General features: G+C 67.8%; 23 protein-coding genes. 1 reads left to right on the top strand and 22 read right to left on the bottom strand.

Annotated elements, in window-relative coordinates; translation table 11 throughout:
* Window positions 1-13: 13 nt before the first annotated feature.
* The 3 genes from rpsM to infA form a co-directional block, all read right to left on the bottom strand.
* On the bottom strand, window positions 14-388 hold the full coding sequence (rpsM, locus tag JOE43_RS01365; RefSeq protein ID WP_056057338.1) for a 30S ribosomal protein S13: 375 nt from the start codon (window positions 386-388) through the stop codon (window positions 14-16).
* A gap of 193 nt (window positions 389-581) precedes the next feature.
* Window positions 582-698: a 50S ribosomal protein L36 gene (rpmJ, locus tag JOE43_RS01370; RefSeq protein ID WP_043593327.1), complete on the bottom strand. Its 117-nt coding sequence runs from the start codon at window positions 696-698 to the stop codon at window positions 582-584.
* A 68-nt stretch (window positions 699-766) separates the two neighbouring features.
* Entirely contained in the window at window positions 767-988 is a 222-nt protein-coding gene (infA, locus tag JOE43_RS01375; RefSeq protein WP_055965022.1) for a translation initiation factor IF-1, read from the bottom strand.
* Between the two features lie 178 nt (window positions 989-1,166).
* On the opposite strand from infA, the gene JOE43_RS01380 reads away from it, so the two are divergent.
* Window positions 1,167-2,444, top strand: a complete 1,278-nt coding sequence (locus JOE43_RS01380; RefSeq protein ID WP_209514091.1) for an LCP family protein — start codon at window positions 1,167-1,169, stop codon at window positions 2,442-2,444.
* Window positions 2,445-2,512: 68 nt separating this feature from the next.
* On the opposite strand, the gene map is transcribed toward JOE43_RS01380, so the two are convergent.
* The 19 genes from map to rplB all read right to left on the bottom strand — a co-directional run bounded on the left by map (window position 2,513) and on the right by rplB (window position 13,103).
* Window positions 2,513-3,346, bottom strand: a complete 834-nt coding sequence (map, locus tag JOE43_RS01385) for a type I methionyl aminopeptidase (protein WP_209514093.1) — start codon at window positions 3,344-3,346, stop codon at window positions 2,513-2,515.
* A gap of 4 nt (window positions 3,347-3,350) precedes the next feature.
* Entirely contained in the window at window positions 3,351-3,971 is a 621-nt protein-coding gene (locus tag JOE43_RS01390; protein WP_167260388.1) for an adenylate kinase, read from the bottom strand.
* Window positions 3,968-5,290: a preprotein translocase subunit SecY gene (gene secY / locus JOE43_RS01395; protein ID WP_056057350.1), complete on the bottom strand. Its 1,323-nt coding sequence runs from the start codon at window positions 5,288-5,290 to the stop codon at window positions 3,968-3,970. Before secY ends, JOE43_RS01390 begins: the two co-directional genes overlap by 4 nt.
* Before the next feature lie 69 nt (window positions 5,291-5,359).
* Window positions 5,360-5,986 carry a 50S ribosomal protein L15 gene (gene rplO, locus JOE43_RS01400; RefSeq protein ID WP_167260390.1) on the bottom strand — a complete coding sequence of 209 codons (627 nt, stop codon included), beginning with the start codon at window positions 5,984-5,986 and terminating at the stop codon, window positions 5,360-5,362.
* Entirely contained in the window at window positions 5,986-6,168 is a 183-nt protein-coding gene (gene rpmD, locus JOE43_RS01405) for a 50S ribosomal protein L30 (protein ID WP_082514610.1), read from the bottom strand. Before rpmD ends, rplO begins: the two co-directional genes overlap by 1 nt.
* Window positions 6,168-6,926 carry a 30S ribosomal protein S5 gene (gene rpsE / locus JOE43_RS01410; RefSeq protein WP_056057353.1) on the bottom strand — a complete coding sequence of 253 codons (759 nt, stop codon included), beginning with the start codon at window positions 6,924-6,926 and terminating at the stop codon, window positions 6,168-6,170. Before rpsE ends, rpmD begins: the two co-directional genes overlap by 1 nt.
* Window positions 6,923-7,294, bottom strand: coding sequence for a 50S ribosomal protein L18 (rplR, locus tag JOE43_RS01415; RefSeq protein ID WP_056057355.1), 372 nt, complete (start codon window positions 7,292-7,294; stop codon window positions 6,923-6,925). Before rplR ends, rpsE begins: the two co-directional genes overlap by 4 nt.
* A gap of 2 nt (window positions 7,295-7,296) precedes the next feature.
* Complete coding sequence (rplF, locus tag JOE43_RS01420) at window positions 7,297-7,833, bottom strand: 50S ribosomal protein L6 (protein WP_167260392.1); 537 nt, start codon at window positions 7,831-7,833, stop codon at window positions 7,297-7,299.
* A gap of 6 nt (window positions 7,834-7,839) precedes the next feature.
* The gene (gene rpsH / locus JOE43_RS01425; RefSeq protein ID WP_056057362.1) at window positions 7,840-8,238 is read right to left on the bottom strand and encodes a 30S ribosomal protein S8; all 399 of its coding nucleotides are present in this window, start codon (window positions 8,236-8,238) and stop codon (window positions 7,840-7,842) included.
* 141 nt (window positions 8,239-8,379) lie between these two features.
* Window positions 8,380-8,967: a 50S ribosomal protein L5 gene (rplE, locus tag JOE43_RS01430; protein WP_056057365.1), complete on the bottom strand. Its 588-nt coding sequence runs from the start codon at window positions 8,965-8,967 to the stop codon at window positions 8,380-8,382.
* On the bottom strand, window positions 8,967-9,326 hold the full coding sequence (rplX, locus tag JOE43_RS01435) for a 50S ribosomal protein L24 (RefSeq protein ID WP_056057368.1): 360 nt from the start codon (window positions 9,324-9,326) through the stop codon (window positions 8,967-8,969). The genes rplE and rplX overlap by 1 nt, the downstream gene beginning before the upstream one ends.
* Window positions 9,327-9,329: 3 nt before the next feature.
* The gene (gene rplN, locus JOE43_RS01440) at window positions 9,330-9,698 is read right to left on the bottom strand and encodes a 50S ribosomal protein L14 (protein WP_056057371.1); all 369 of its coding nucleotides are present in this window, start codon (window positions 9,696-9,698) and stop codon (window positions 9,330-9,332) included.
* Between the two features lie 34 nt (window positions 9,699-9,732).
* The gene (gene rpsQ, locus JOE43_RS01445; protein ID WP_056057373.1) at window positions 9,733-10,029 is read right to left on the bottom strand and encodes a 30S ribosomal protein S17; all 297 of its coding nucleotides are present in this window, start codon (window positions 10,027-10,029) and stop codon (window positions 9,733-9,735) included.
* Window positions 10,029-10,352, bottom strand: a complete 324-nt coding sequence (rpmC, locus tag JOE43_RS01450; RefSeq protein WP_056057376.1) for a 50S ribosomal protein L29 — start codon at window positions 10,350-10,352, stop codon at window positions 10,029-10,031. Before rpmC ends, rpsQ begins: the two co-directional genes overlap by 1 nt.
* Complete coding sequence (rplP, locus tag JOE43_RS01455) at window positions 10,352-10,771, bottom strand: 50S ribosomal protein L16 (protein WP_056057379.1); 420 nt, start codon at window positions 10,769-10,771, stop codon at window positions 10,352-10,354. Before rplP ends, rpmC begins: the two co-directional genes overlap by 1 nt.
* Window positions 10,772-10,773: 2 nt before the next feature.
* Complete coding sequence (gene rpsC, locus JOE43_RS01460; RefSeq protein WP_056057382.1) at window positions 10,774-11,553, bottom strand: 30S ribosomal protein S3; 780 nt, start codon at window positions 11,551-11,553, stop codon at window positions 10,774-10,776.
* On the bottom strand, window positions 11,553-11,945 hold the full coding sequence (rplV, locus tag JOE43_RS01465) for a 50S ribosomal protein L22 (RefSeq protein ID WP_055799894.1): 393 nt from the start codon (window positions 11,943-11,945) through the stop codon (window positions 11,553-11,555). Before rplV ends, rpsC begins: the two co-directional genes overlap by 1 nt.
* A gap of 24 nt (window positions 11,946-11,969) precedes the next feature.
* Complete coding sequence (rpsS, locus tag JOE43_RS01470) at window positions 11,970-12,251, bottom strand: 30S ribosomal protein S19 (protein ID WP_056057385.1); 282 nt, start codon at window positions 12,249-12,251, stop codon at window positions 11,970-11,972.
* A gap of 12 nt (window positions 12,252-12,263) precedes the next feature.
* Complete coding sequence (gene rplB / locus JOE43_RS01475) at window positions 12,264-13,103, bottom strand: 50S ribosomal protein L2 (RefSeq protein ID WP_056057388.1); 840 nt, start codon at window positions 13,101-13,103, stop codon at window positions 12,264-12,266.
* Window positions 13,104-13,122 lie beyond the last annotated feature (19 nt).

The raw sequence follows: 13,122 nt of genomic DNA on the forward strand, positions 1-13,122 counted from the left end.
CGGGAGCCGGGGCCTAGCGAGCCTTCTTCTTGCCGGCGACGGTGCGCTTCGGGCCCTTGCGGGTACGAGCGTTCGTCTTGGTGCGCTGGCCGCGCACAGGCAGGCCGCGGCGGTGGCGGATGCCCTCGTAGCTGCCGATCTCGACCTTGCGGCGGATGTCGGCGGCGACCTCGCGACGGAGGTCTCCCTCTACCTTGAAGTTGCCCTCGATGTGGTCGCGGAGAAGGACGAGCTGGTCGTCCGTGAGGTCCTTGACGCGGATGTTGCCGTCGATCTCGGTCTCGGCGAGAGTCTTGAGCGCGCGGGTGCGGCCGACTCCGTAGATGTAGGTCAGTGCGACCTCCACGCGCTTGTCGCGCGGGATGTCAACGCCTGCTAGACGTGCCATGGTGGCTTCTCCTCAGAGAGTGGTGGAGGTCTGTCACAGCGCCGGTGCCCGGGCCTCCGCCCCGGGGTGTCCCCCACGCCTCCTGCCTGGCTGCTGCCGGCGGTGCGGGTTCTGGTGCTGCTCTGTCTGGTGGTGCTGTGGAGCCCTCGAGGGGCTCCGGCCTCTGTCCGGCCGCGCTGGGCGACCGGTCAGATCAACCCTGGCGCTGCTTGTGGCGCGGGTTGCTCTTGCAGATGACCATGACGTTGCCCTTGCGGCGGATCACCTTGCAGTGCTCGCAGATGGGCTTGACGCTGGGGTTGACCTTCATCGTTGTTTCCTTGATCTCGCTGGCTTCGTGCCCCACGGGTGCGTGGGGCCGTTCCTTTCCAGCACGCCCTACTTGTAGCGGTAGACGATCCGGCCGCGGGTCAGGTCGTAGGGGCTGAGTTCGACGATCACCCGGTCTTCGGGGAGGATGCGGATGTAGTGCTGACGCATCTTGCCGGAGATGTGGGCGAGAACTTTGTGCCCGTTGCTGAGCTCAACGCGGAACATCGCGTTGGGCAGAGCTTCGACCACTGCGCCTTCGATTTCGATGACACCGTCTTTTTTGGCCATAGCCTCACTGTCGCTAAGAATTGGGAGTGTTGGTCGTGCGGGGATGCGGTGTCGCAGGCACAGAACTGACCTGGGAACACCAAAGATCGATCCTAGGTCCTCCCGCTACACTTCAGCAACCCGCCCGTCGACCCGACACGCCGAGTCGAGGGTGATGACGCCGACCCGTGGAGCCCCGATGCCCGATCAGACCCGACCGCGAGGCCGCCGTGGCCTGGCCCGCCACGGCCGACTCCGACGCCGCGGCCCCGCCGGGGCGCTCGTCACGATCGTCGCGAGCTCCCTCGCCGTGCTGCTCGTCAGCGGCGCCTCCCTCGCCGCCATCGCCGTCCGCGACGTGACCTCCTCGGTGTCGACGGTCTCGCTCGGCAACGAGGCGCAGGTGGAGGACGAGAGCATCGAGGCCATCACCGGCGGCGCCAACATCCTCCTCGTCGGCAGCGACGAGCGTGCCGACCAGTCGTCGGCCACCGCCGACACGTCGATCGAGGGCCAGCGCAACGACGTGACGATCCTGGTGCACCTCTCCCAGGACCACAGCCAGCTGACGGCCGTCAGCATCCCCCGCGACACCATGGTCGACCTGCCGGCCTGCACCGGCGAGGACGGCACCGCCTACCCCGCCGAGACGTACGTGCAGTTCAACACCAGCCTCGAGAACGGCGGGCTGTCGTGCACGGTGGCGACCGTGGAGGCCATGACCGGCCTCACCATCCCCTACGCGGGCAAGATCACCTTCGACGGGGTCATCGAGATGTCCAACGCCCTCGGCGGCGTCGACGTGTGCGTCGCCGAGCCGATCTCCGACCGTGACACCGGGCTCAGCCTCGACGCCGGCACGCACAGCCTCCAGGGCGGCCAGGCGCTGCAGTTCCTCCGCACCCGCTACGGGGTCGGCGACGGCAGCGACCTCGCCCGGATCAGCTCGCAGCAGGTCTTCCTCTCCGCGATGATGCGCAAGATCATCTCCGGGGGCACCCTCGGCAACGTCGCGACGCTCTACAAGCTCGCCTCCGCGGCGCTGAGCAACATGCAGCTGTCGTCGACGCTCAGCTCGCCCGACACGCTGGTGAAGCTGGCGCTCGCCCTCAAGGACCTGCAGCCCGCCGACATCGTCTTCGTGCAGTACCCCGTCGTCGACGACCCGCGGAACTCCGCCAAGGTCGTGCCCTCGACCGCCGACGCACAGCTGCTCAACGACGCCCTCGCGGCCGACACGCCCTTCACCCTCGGCGACGCCGCCACGGGCCGCGGGAGCGAGGCGGACCCGGCGGCCCCCGCAGCTCCGGCCCCCGCGCCGGCGGAGACGACCGCGCCCTCGACCGCGACCCCGGGCACGGGCTCGACCGCGGAGGCCACCGCCCCGGCCACGGCGCCAGGAGCACCGGCCGTGCTGCCGTCCACGATCACCGGCCAGTCCGCGGCCGAGGCGACCTGCTCCGTCGGCAACGGCTGAGCCGCCTCGCCGCGGGGCGGTGACGCCCTCGGGCGTCACGGACACGCGAGAGGCGCCGGAGGCGCGGGTCAGGCGATCGGGACGGGCACGACCCCGAGGGGGGCCAGCTGGGCCGCTCCCCCGTCGTGGGCGGTCAGCACCCAGATGCCGCCCTCGTGCACGGCGACGGAGTGCTCCCAGTGCGCCGCCGAGCTGCCGTCGACGGTCGTGACGGTCCAGTCGTCGTCCTCCGTGACGGTGTCGATCCCGCCGAGGGTGATCATGGGCTCGATGGCCACGACCAGGCCCGGCTTGACCGCGGGGCCGCGACCCTTGACGCGGTAGTTGAAGACCGGAGGGTCCTCGTGCATGGAGCGCCCGATGCCGTGGCCGACGTAGTCCTCGATGATGCCGAAGCTCCCGCGTGACTCCACGTAGTCCTCGACGGCGTCGCCGACCTCGTTGAGGTGACGAGCAGACGCCAGGGCGGCGATGCCGTGCCAGAGGGCCTGCTCCGTCACGTCGGAGAGCAGCCGTCGCTCGGCGACGAGCTCGGGGCGGCTCGGGTCGTCGAGCACGAACGATCGTGCGCTGTCGCCGTTCCAGCCGTCGACCTCCGCGCCGCTGTCGACGGAGACGAGGTCGCCGGGCTCGAGGGCACGGTTGCCGGGGATGCCGTGCACGACCTCGGCGTTCACGGAGGTGCACACGGTGTTCCGGTAGCCCGGCACGAGCATGAAGTTGGGCACGCCGCCGCCGTCACGGATGGTGCGCTCGGCGATCGCGTCGAGCTCGCCCGTGGTGATGCCGGGGCGCAGGGCGGCCGCGACCGCGTCGAGCGACCGGGCCGTCAGCACGCCGGGCGCCGCCATGGCGCGCAGTTCGTCCCGGGTCTTGTAGATGCCCGGCTTGCGGAACGCCACCCGGCTAGGAGGCGGCGGCCGTCGAGCGGAAGCCGCGCTCGGTCAGGGCGGCGTCGATGCGCTCCGCGACCTGCTCGATGCTGCCGAGGCCGTCGACCTCGACGACGAGGCCCCGCGACCGGTAGCTCTCGAGCAGAGGTGCGGTCTCGCGCAGGTAGACGTCCTGGCGGTGCCGGATGGCGTCCTCCGTGTCGTCGGAACGGCCCTGGTCGAGGGCGCGCTTGCGCAGCCGCTCGACGATCTCGTCGCGGTCGGCCACCAGCAGGATGACGGCCTCGAGCGCCTGCCCCTTGGCGGAGAGGTAGTCGTCGAGGAAACCGACCTGCTGCAGGGTGCGGGGGTACCCGTCGAGCAGGAACCCCTGCGCCGCGTCGCTCTGGTCGAGCCGGTCGGAGACGAGCTCGTTCGTCAGGCTGTCGGGGACGTAGTCACCGGCGTCCATGATCGTCTTGACCTTGACGCCCAGCTCGGTCTCGTCACGGACGTTGGCGCGGAAGATGTCGCCCGTCGAGATCGCCGGGACCCCGAGGGTCTCCGCGATCTGCGTCGCCTGCGTGCCCTTGCCGGCGCCGGGAGGGCCGACGATCAGGAGGCGCGGGCTGGGCCCGGTCTCGCTCCCCGTCACTTCAGGAGCCCCTCGTAGTGACGCTGCTGCAGCTGCGAGTCGATCTGCTTGACGGTCTCGAGACCGACGCCGACGATGATCAGGATGCTCGCGCCTCCGAACGGGAAGTTCTGGTTGGCGCCGACGGTGGCCAGGGCGATCAGCGGGATGAGCGCGATGATGCCGAGGTAGAGCGAGCCCGGCAGGGTGACGCGCGTCAGGACGTAGTCGAGGTACTCGGCGGTCGGGCGGCCGGCACGGATGCCGGGGATGAACCCGCCGTACTTCTTCATGTTGTCGGCGACCTCTTCGGGGTTGAAGGTGATCGCGACGTAGAAGTACGTGAAGCCGACGATGAGGGCGAAGTACAGCGCCATGTACAGCGGGTTGTCGCCGGACGTGAGGTTCGCCTGGACCCACGCGACCCACGCCGGAGGCGCGGTGCCGTCGGAGGGCTGGTTGAACTGAGCCACGAGCGCCGGGAGGTACAGCAGCGACGAGGCGAAGATGACGGGCACGACGCCGGCCATGTTGACCTTGATCGGGATGTACGTGTTGTTGCCGCCGTACGTCCGCCGCCCGACCATGCGCTTGGCGTACTGCACGGGGATCCGCCGCTGGGACTGCTCGACGAACACGACCGCGGCCATGATCACGAGCCCGACGGCGATCACCATGAGGAAGATCTCGAAGCTGCGCGCCTGCGCGATGCTCCAGAGGGCCGTGGGGAAGCGGGCCGCGATCGAGGTGAAGATCAGGAGGGACATGCCGTTGCCGATGCCGCGCTCGGTGATGAGCTCGCCCATCCACATGATGAGGCCCGTGCCGGCGGTCATGGTGATGACCATGAGCATGACGGCGTACCAGGCGTCGTTCGTGATGAGCTGCTGGCACTCGGCGGCGCCGGAGCCGGCGAACAGGGCGCCGGAGCGCGCCACGGTGATCAGCGTCGTCGACTGGAGGATGCCCAGCGCGATGGTGAGGTACCGGGTGTACTGCGTCAGCTTGGCCTGGCCCGACTGGCCCTCCTTGTAGAGGGTGTCGAAGTGCGGGATGACGACGCGGAGCAGCTGCACGATGATCGACGACGTGATGTAGGGCATGATGCCCAGCGCGAAGACCGAGAGCTGCAGCAGCGCACCGCCGCTGAAGAGGTTGACGAGCTCGTAGAGACCCGAGGTGCCCTGGTTGCCGGCGAGGCACAGCTGCACGTTCTGGTAGTCCACGAACGGCGAGGGGATGAACGACCCCAGCCGGAAGAGCGCGATGATGCCGAGAGTGAACCCGATCTTTCGGCGAAGGTCGGGCGTGCGCATGATGCGCGCGACAGCTCTGAACATGTGGGGCCTCCCGGCATGAAGGATAGACGACTGAAAGGGGTGGCCCTGTCGGACCACCCCCTCAGGTGATTACTTGGAGACGGTCCCGCCGGCGGCGACGATCTTCTCTTCGGCAGAGCCGGAGACCTTGTCGACCGCCACGGTGAGGGCGACGCTCAGGTCGCCCTGTCCGAGGACCTTGACCTTCTCGTTCTTGCGGACGGCACCCTTCGCGACCAGGTCGCTCACGGTGACCTCGCCGCCCTGCGGGTACAGCTCGCCGAGCTTCTCGAGGTTGACCACCTGGTACTCGACGCGGAACGGGTTCTTGAACCCGCGCAGCTTCGGAGTGCGCATGTGGAGCGGCATCTGGCCGCCCTCGAAGCCGACCTTGACCTGGTACCGGGCCTTCTGGCCCTTGGTGCCACGTCCGGCCGTCTTGCCCTTCGAGCCCTCACCGCGACCCACGCGGGTCTTGGCCGTCTTGGCACCGGGAGCCGGACGGAGGTGGTGGACCTTGAGGACCTGCGGGCGGGCGACGTCCGCCGACTGACCGGCCGAGGCCGACTTCGTCGAGGTCGTCGTCGAGGCGGCGGCCGAGGAGGCCGTCGACTTCTTGGTCGTCGCCTTGGGGGCGGCGGCCTTGGTGGTGGTCGCCTTGGCGGCGGCCTTCTTCGGAGCGGCCTTCTCGGCGGCGCCGTTCTTCTCGTCAGCCATTAGTCAATCTCCTCGACCTTCACGAGGTGGGCGACCGTGTTGACGTAGCCGCGGTTCTGCTTGGTGTCCTCGCGCACGACCGACTGGCCGATGCGCTTGAGGCCCAGGCTCCGCAGCGTGTCACGCTGGTTCTGCTTCTCGCTGATTACGGACTTGATCTGGGTCACCTTGAGCTGGGCCATCAGGCACCTGCCTTCTCGGTCGCAGCGGCCTTGGCCGCCTGCTCGGCGCGGGCCATGAAGGCCGGCATCACGGCGTCGATGTCGAGGCCGCGGCGAGCGGCGACGGCACGGGGCTCCTCGAGCTGCTTGAGGGCCTCGACGGTCGCGTGGACGATGTTGATGGTGTTCGACGAGCCGAGCGACTTGCTCAGCACGTCGTGGACACCGGCGCACTCGAGCACGGCGCGGACGGGACCACCGGCGATGACTCCGGTACCGGCCGAGGCCGGACGCAGCATGACGACGCCGGCAGCGGCCTCACCCTGGACGGGGTGCGGGATCGTGTTGCCGATGCGCGGGACGCGGAAGAAGTTCTTCTTCGCCTCCTCGACGCCCTTGCTGATGGCCGTCGGGACCTCGCGGGCCTTGCCGTAGCCGACACCGACGAGTCCGTTGCCGTCGCCGACCACGACGAGCGCGGTGAAGCTGAAGCGACGACCGCCCTTGACGACCTTCGACACGCGGTTGATGGTGACGACGCGCTCCAGGAACTGGCTCTTGTCGTCACGGTCGCCGCGGCCACGGCCGCCGGCGTTGCGGTCTCCGCGACCCTGGCCGCCACGGCGGTCGGTGCGACCGCCCTCGCGGTTGTTGGACTCCGAGCCGGCAGCCGTCTCGACGGGGCGCTCGACGACGGCCTCGGCCGGAGCCTTGACCGTCTCGGTCGCCGCGACCGCGTCGGTCTCTGCGGGGGGAGTGGTGTTCGTAGCGTCGCTCACAGGTTCAAACCAGCCTCTCGGGCGCCTTCGGCGATGGCCGCGACGCGTCCGGCGTACTTGTTGCCGCCGCGATCGAACACGACGGCCTCGATGCCCGCGGCCTTGGCGCGCTCGGCGACGAGCTCGCCGACCTTGCGGGACTTCGCGGTCTTGTCACCGTCGAAGGTGCGCATGTCGGCCTCGAGGGTCGATGCGCTGGCGACGGTGAAGCCCTTGCTGTCGTCGACGACCTGCACGAACACGTGCCGGGCCGAACGGGTGACGACGAGACGGGGGCGCTCTTCGGTGCCCACGACCTTCTTGCGCAGGCGGGTGTGACGGCGCTTGGTGGCGGCCGACTTGCTCTTTCCTCGTGTACCGAGACCCATGATTACTTACCTGACTTTCCGGCCTTGCGGCGGACGACCTCGCCGGCGTAGCGAACGCCCTTGCCCTTGTAGGGCTCGGGCTTGCGCAGCTTGCGGATGTTGGCAGCGACTTCGCCGACTGCCTGCTTGTCGATGCCGACGACGGTGAGCTTGTTGTTGCCCTCGACCGTGAAGCTGATGCCCGCGGGCGGCTCCACGGTGATCGGGTGCGAGTAGCCGAGAGCGAACTCGACGTTGGAGCCCTTGGCCTGCACGCGGTAACCGGTGCCGACGACCTCGAGGCCCTTGGTGTAGCCCTGGGTCACGCCGATGATCTGGTTGGCGATGAGGGTACGGGTGAGGCCGTGGAGCGACCGCGACTCGCGCTCGTCGTCGGGACGCGTCACGACGACGGTGCCCTCCTCGAGCGCAGCTTCGATGGGGCTCTTCACGACGAGCGACAGCTCACCCTTGGGGCCCTTGACGGTGACGGCCTGGCCGTCGATCTTCACGTCGACCCCGGCAGGGATCGAGATGGGGAGTCTTCCGATTCGAGACATGACGAATTACCACACGTAGGCGATGACTTCTCCGCCCACGCCCTTCTTCTCGGCCTCACGGTCGGTCAGCAGACCGGAGGAAGTCGACAGGATCGCGACGCCGAGGCCGCCGAAGACCTGCGGGATCTCGGTGGACTTCGCGTAGACGCGGAGGCCCGGCTTCGAGACGCGCTTGATGCCCTTGATCGAGCGCTGGCGCTCGGGACCGTACTTGAGGTCGATCGTGAGGGTCTGGCCGACGCGGGCGTCTTCGACCTTCCACGAGTCGATGAAGCCCTCACGCTGGAGGATCTCCGCGATGTGGGACTTGAGCTTGCTGCTGGGGAGCGACACGGTCTCGTGGAACGCCGAGTTCGCGTTGCGCAGTCTGGTCAGCAGGTCTGCGACCGGATCTGTCATCGTCATGCGGTGTACTTCTTCCTCATCGGGTTTCGCCATCCGGTACACCGGGTGTCGACCTTGATGATCGGGCGGTCGTGGAGCGGTTCTCCACGACCTCAGGGGAACGGTCGGCAACTCCGGTGAGGAGTTGCCGACCGAACGATCTTAGTTGGCCTGGTCGGCCGTGCGGAACGGGAATCCGAGAGCCTTGAGCAGAGCCCGGCCCTCGTCGTCGTTCTTCGCGGTGGTGACGACGGTGATGTCGAAGCCACGGACACGGTCGATGCGGTCCTGGTCGATCTCGTGGAACATGCTCTGCTCGTTGAGACCGAAGGTGTAGTTGCCGTTGCCGTCGAACTGACGGTCGCTCAGGCCGCGGAAGTCGCGGATGCGGGGCAGCGCGAGCGACAGCAGGCGGTCCAGGAACTCCCAGGCACGGTCGCCGCGCAGCGTGACGTGCGCGCCGATCGGCTGACCCTCGCGGAGCTTGAACTGCGCGATGGACTTGCGGGCCTTGGTGACCTGGGGCTTCTGGCCGGTGATCGCCGTGAGGTCCTTGATGGCCCCGTCGATGATCTTGCTGTCGCGGGCGGCCTCGCCGACACCGGTGTTCACGACGATCTTGACCAGGCCGGGGACCTGGTGGACGTTCGTGAAGCCGAAGTCGCTCTTGAGCTGCGGCAGGATCTCCGCGCGGTACTTCGCCTTGAGGCGCGGCAGGGCCGCGGGCGTGGTGGTGGTGGTGTCAGTCATCAGAGGTTCTCTCCCGACGCCTTGGCGTAACGGACGCGGACGGTCTTGGTGACGCCGCCCTTGGTGACCGTCTCTTCACGGAAGCCGACGCGGGTCGGCTTCTTGGTCTTGGGGTCGACGAGCGCGACGTTCGACACGTGGATCGGGGCCTCGAAGGTCTCGATGCCGCCGGTCTTGGTGCCACGCTGCGTCTGGCCGACGCGGACGTGCTTCGTGACGAAGTTCACGCCCTCGACGACCACGCGGTTGCGCTCGACGAGCACCTCGAGGACCTTGCCCTGCTTGCCGCGGTCTCCGCCGCGGGCCTGCGAGGCTCCGCTGATGACCTGCACGAGGTCACCCTTCTTGATGTTTGCCATGACTTAGATAACCTCCGGCGCCAGCGAGATGATCTTCATGAACTTCTTGTCGCGAAGCTCGCGACCGACCGGCCCGAAGATGCGGGTACCACGGGGGTCCCCGTCGGCCTTCAGGATCACTGCGGCGTTCTCGTCGAACTTGATGTAGGAGCCGTCCGGACGACGGACCTCCTTCTTGGTGCGGACGATGACCGCCTTGACGACGTCGCCCTTCTTCACGTTGCCACCGGGGATGGCATCCTTCACCGTGGCGACGATGACGTCGCCGAGGCCGGCGTAGCGACGGCCGGAGCCACCGAGCACGCGGATGGTGAGGATCTCCTTGGCACCGGTGTTGTCGGCGACCTTGAGGCGGGATTCCTGCTGGATCACTTCTGTCTCCTTCTGCTCAAGCAGGCCGCGAGGCCTACTTGGCCCTCTCGAGGATCTCGACCAGGCGCCAGCGCTTGGAGGCGCTGAGCGGACGGGTCTCGTTGATCACGACGAGGTCGCCGACGCCGGCCGCGTTGGCCTCGTCGTGGACCTTGACCTTGGAGGTGCGGCGGATGACCTTGCCGTACAGCGGGTGCTTCACGCGGTCCTCGACCTCGACGACGATGGTCTTGTCCATCTTGTCGCTGGTCACGTAGCCGCGACGGGTCTTGCGGTAGCCGCGGACCTCGACAGCTGCCGAGTCGACCTCGGTCTTGTTCTCGGTAGCCATTACTTCTCCTCGGCGGTCTCGGCGACGGGCGCCTCGTCGGCGGCGGCAGCCTTCTTGGTCGACTTCTTGGTCGCCTTGGGGGCGGCCTCGACCGGGGCGGGGGTGGCACGGATGCCGAGCTCGCGCTCACGCAGGACCGTGTAGATGCGAGCGATGTCGCGCTTCACGGCACGCAGGCGGCCGTGGCTCTCGAGCTGACCGGTGGCCGACTGGAAGCGCAGGTTGAACAGCTCTTCCTTGGCCTTCTTCAGCTCATCGACGAGACGCTCGTCTTCGAAAGTGTCGAGCTCGACAGGACGGAGCTCCTTGGAACCGATCGCCATTATGCGTCGCCCTCCTCGCGCTTGATGATGCGTGCCTTGAGGGGCAGCTTGTGGATTGCACGAGTGAGCGCCTCCTTGGCGACCTCCTCGCTGACGCCGCTGAGCTCGAAGAGCACGCGACCCGGCTTGACGTTCGCGACCCACCACTCGGGGGAGCCCTTACCGGAACCCATGCGGGTCTCGGCGGGCTTCTTCGTGAGGGGACGGTCGGGGTAGATGTTGATCCACACCTTGCCGCCACGCTTGATGTGACGCGTCATGGCGATACGAGCGGACTCGATCTGACGGTTGGTCACGTAAGCGGGCGTGAGGGCCTGGATGCCGTACTCACCGAAGCTGACCTTGGTGCCACCAGTGGCCTGGCCGCTACGGCCGGGGTGGTGCTGCTTGCGGTGCTTGACACGACGGGGGATAAGCATGGTTACGCCTCAGCTCCTGTGGTGGCGGGTGCCTTCTGCTCGCGGGGAGCGCGGTCGCCCCCGCCGCGGCGGGCGCCGTCACGGTCGTTGCGGCGCTCGGGGCGAGACGACTTCTGGTTCGCCTGCTCGCGCGCGAGCTCCTTGTTGGTGATGTCGCCCTTGTAGATCCAGACCTTGACACCGATGCGACCGAAGGTGGTCTTGGCCTCGTAGAAGCCGTAGTCGATGTTGGCGCGGAGCGTGTGCAGGGGCACGCGGCCCTCGCGGTAGAACTCCGAACGGCTCATCTCGGCGCCGCCGAGGCGACCCGAGACCTGGATCCGGACGCCCTTGGCGCCAGCGCGCTGGGCGCCCTGGAGGCCCTTGCGCATCGCACGACGGAACGCCACGCGAGCAGCGAGCTGCTCAGCGATGCCCTGGGCGACCAGCTGAGCCTCGGCCTCGGGGTTCTTGACCTCGAGGATGTTCAGCTGGATCTGCTTGCCGGTGAGCTTCTCGAGGTCGCCGCGGATGCGCTCGGCCTCGGCGCCACGGCGACCGATCACGATGCCCGGACGGGCGGTGTGGATGTCGACGCGGACGCGGTCACGGGTGCGCTCGATCTCGATCTTGGCCACGCCGGCGCGGTCGAGCGAGGTCTTGAGCAGGGTGCGGATCTTGATGTCCTCCGCGACGTAGTCGCTGTAACGCTGACCCGCCTTGGTGCTGTCGGTGAACCACCGCGACACGTGGTCGGTGGTGATGCCCAGACGGAAGCCGTACGGGTTGACCTTCTGGCCCATTACTTGCTCGCCTTCTTCGTAGCGTCTGCTGCCTCGACCTCATCCGGCGTCGCGAGGACGATCGTGATGTGGCTCGTGCGCTTCAGGATCTGGAAGGCACGACCCTGGGCACGCGGCTGGAACCGCTTGAGGGTTGCGCCCTGGTCGACGAATGCACGGCTCACGTAGAGGTCCTGCTCGTCGAGGTAGCTGTTGTCCTTGTCCGCCTTCACACGAGCGTTGGCCATGGCCGACGCGACGAGCTTGTAGACGGGCTCGCTCGCGCCCTGCGGCGCGAACTTCAGGATGGCCAGGGCCTCGAGGGCCTGCTTGCCGCGGATCAGGTTGACGACGCGACGGGCCTTCATGGGGGTGACGCGGATGTGACGCACGCGTGCGATCGACTCCACCATTTCTCTCCTCCTTACGTCGCCGCGTTAGCGGCGACGACCCTTCTTGTCGTCCTTCACGTGACCACGGAAGGTACGGGTGGGCGCGAACTCGCCGAGCTTGTGGCCGATCATGCTCTCGGTCACGAACACGGGGATGTGCTTGCGACCGTCGTGCACCGCGATGGTGTGGCCGAGCATGTTCGGGACGATCATCGACCGGCGGGACCAGGTCTTGATGACGTTCTTGGTGCTGGCCTCGTTCTGCGTGACGACCTTGCGAAGCAGGTGGTCATCGACGAAGGGGCCCTTCTTAAGACTGCGTGGCATCTTCTACAACTCCTACTTACGCTTCTTGCCAGCGTTACGACGGCGGACGATGAGCTTGTCGCTCTCCTTGTTGATGTGGCGGGTGCGGCCCTCTTTCTGGCCCCACGGGCTGACCGGGTGGCGACCACCGGAGGTCTTGCCCTCACCACCACCGTGCGGGTGGTCGACCGGGTTCATGGCGACACCACGGACGGTCGGGCGGACGCCCTTCCAGCGCATGCGGCCGGCCTTGCCCCAGTTGATGTTCGACTGCTCGGCGTTGCCGACCTCGCCGATGGTGGCGCGGCAGCGGGCGTCGACGTTGCGGACCTCGCCCGACGGCAGGCGGAGCTGCGCGTAGGGGCCGTCCTTGGCGACGAGACGCACCGAGGCGCCGGCCGAGCGGGCCATCTTCGCGCCGCCGCCGGGCTTGAGCTCGATGGCGTGGATGACGGTACCGACCGGGATGTTCTTCAGCGGCAGGTTGTTGCCGGGCTTGATGTCGGCGCCGGGACCCGACTCGACGATGTCGCCCTGCGACAGCTTGTTCGGAGCGATGATGTACCGCTTCGTGCCGTCGACGAAGTGCAGGAGCGCGATGCGCGCCGTGCGGTTGGGGTCGTACTCGATGTGAGCGACCTTGGCGTTGATGCCGTCCTTGTCGTTGCGACGGAAGTCGATCACGCGGTACTGGCGCTTGTGGCCACCACCGATGTGACGCGTCGTGATGCGGCCGGCGTTGTTGCGGCCACCGCTCTTGGACAGGGGACGCAGCAGCGACTTCTCGGGCGTCGAGCGCGTGATCTCCGCGAAGTCGGAGACCGACGAACCGCGACGACCAGGAGTCGTGGGCTTGTAGTTACGAATAGCCATTTTGTCTTCCCTCCGGGCC

Source organism: Frigoribacterium sp. PvP121, from assembly GCF_017833115.1.
Taxonomy (GTDB): domain Bacteria; phylum Actinomycetota; class Actinomycetes; order Actinomycetales; family Microbacteriaceae; genus Frigoribacterium; species Frigoribacterium endophyticum.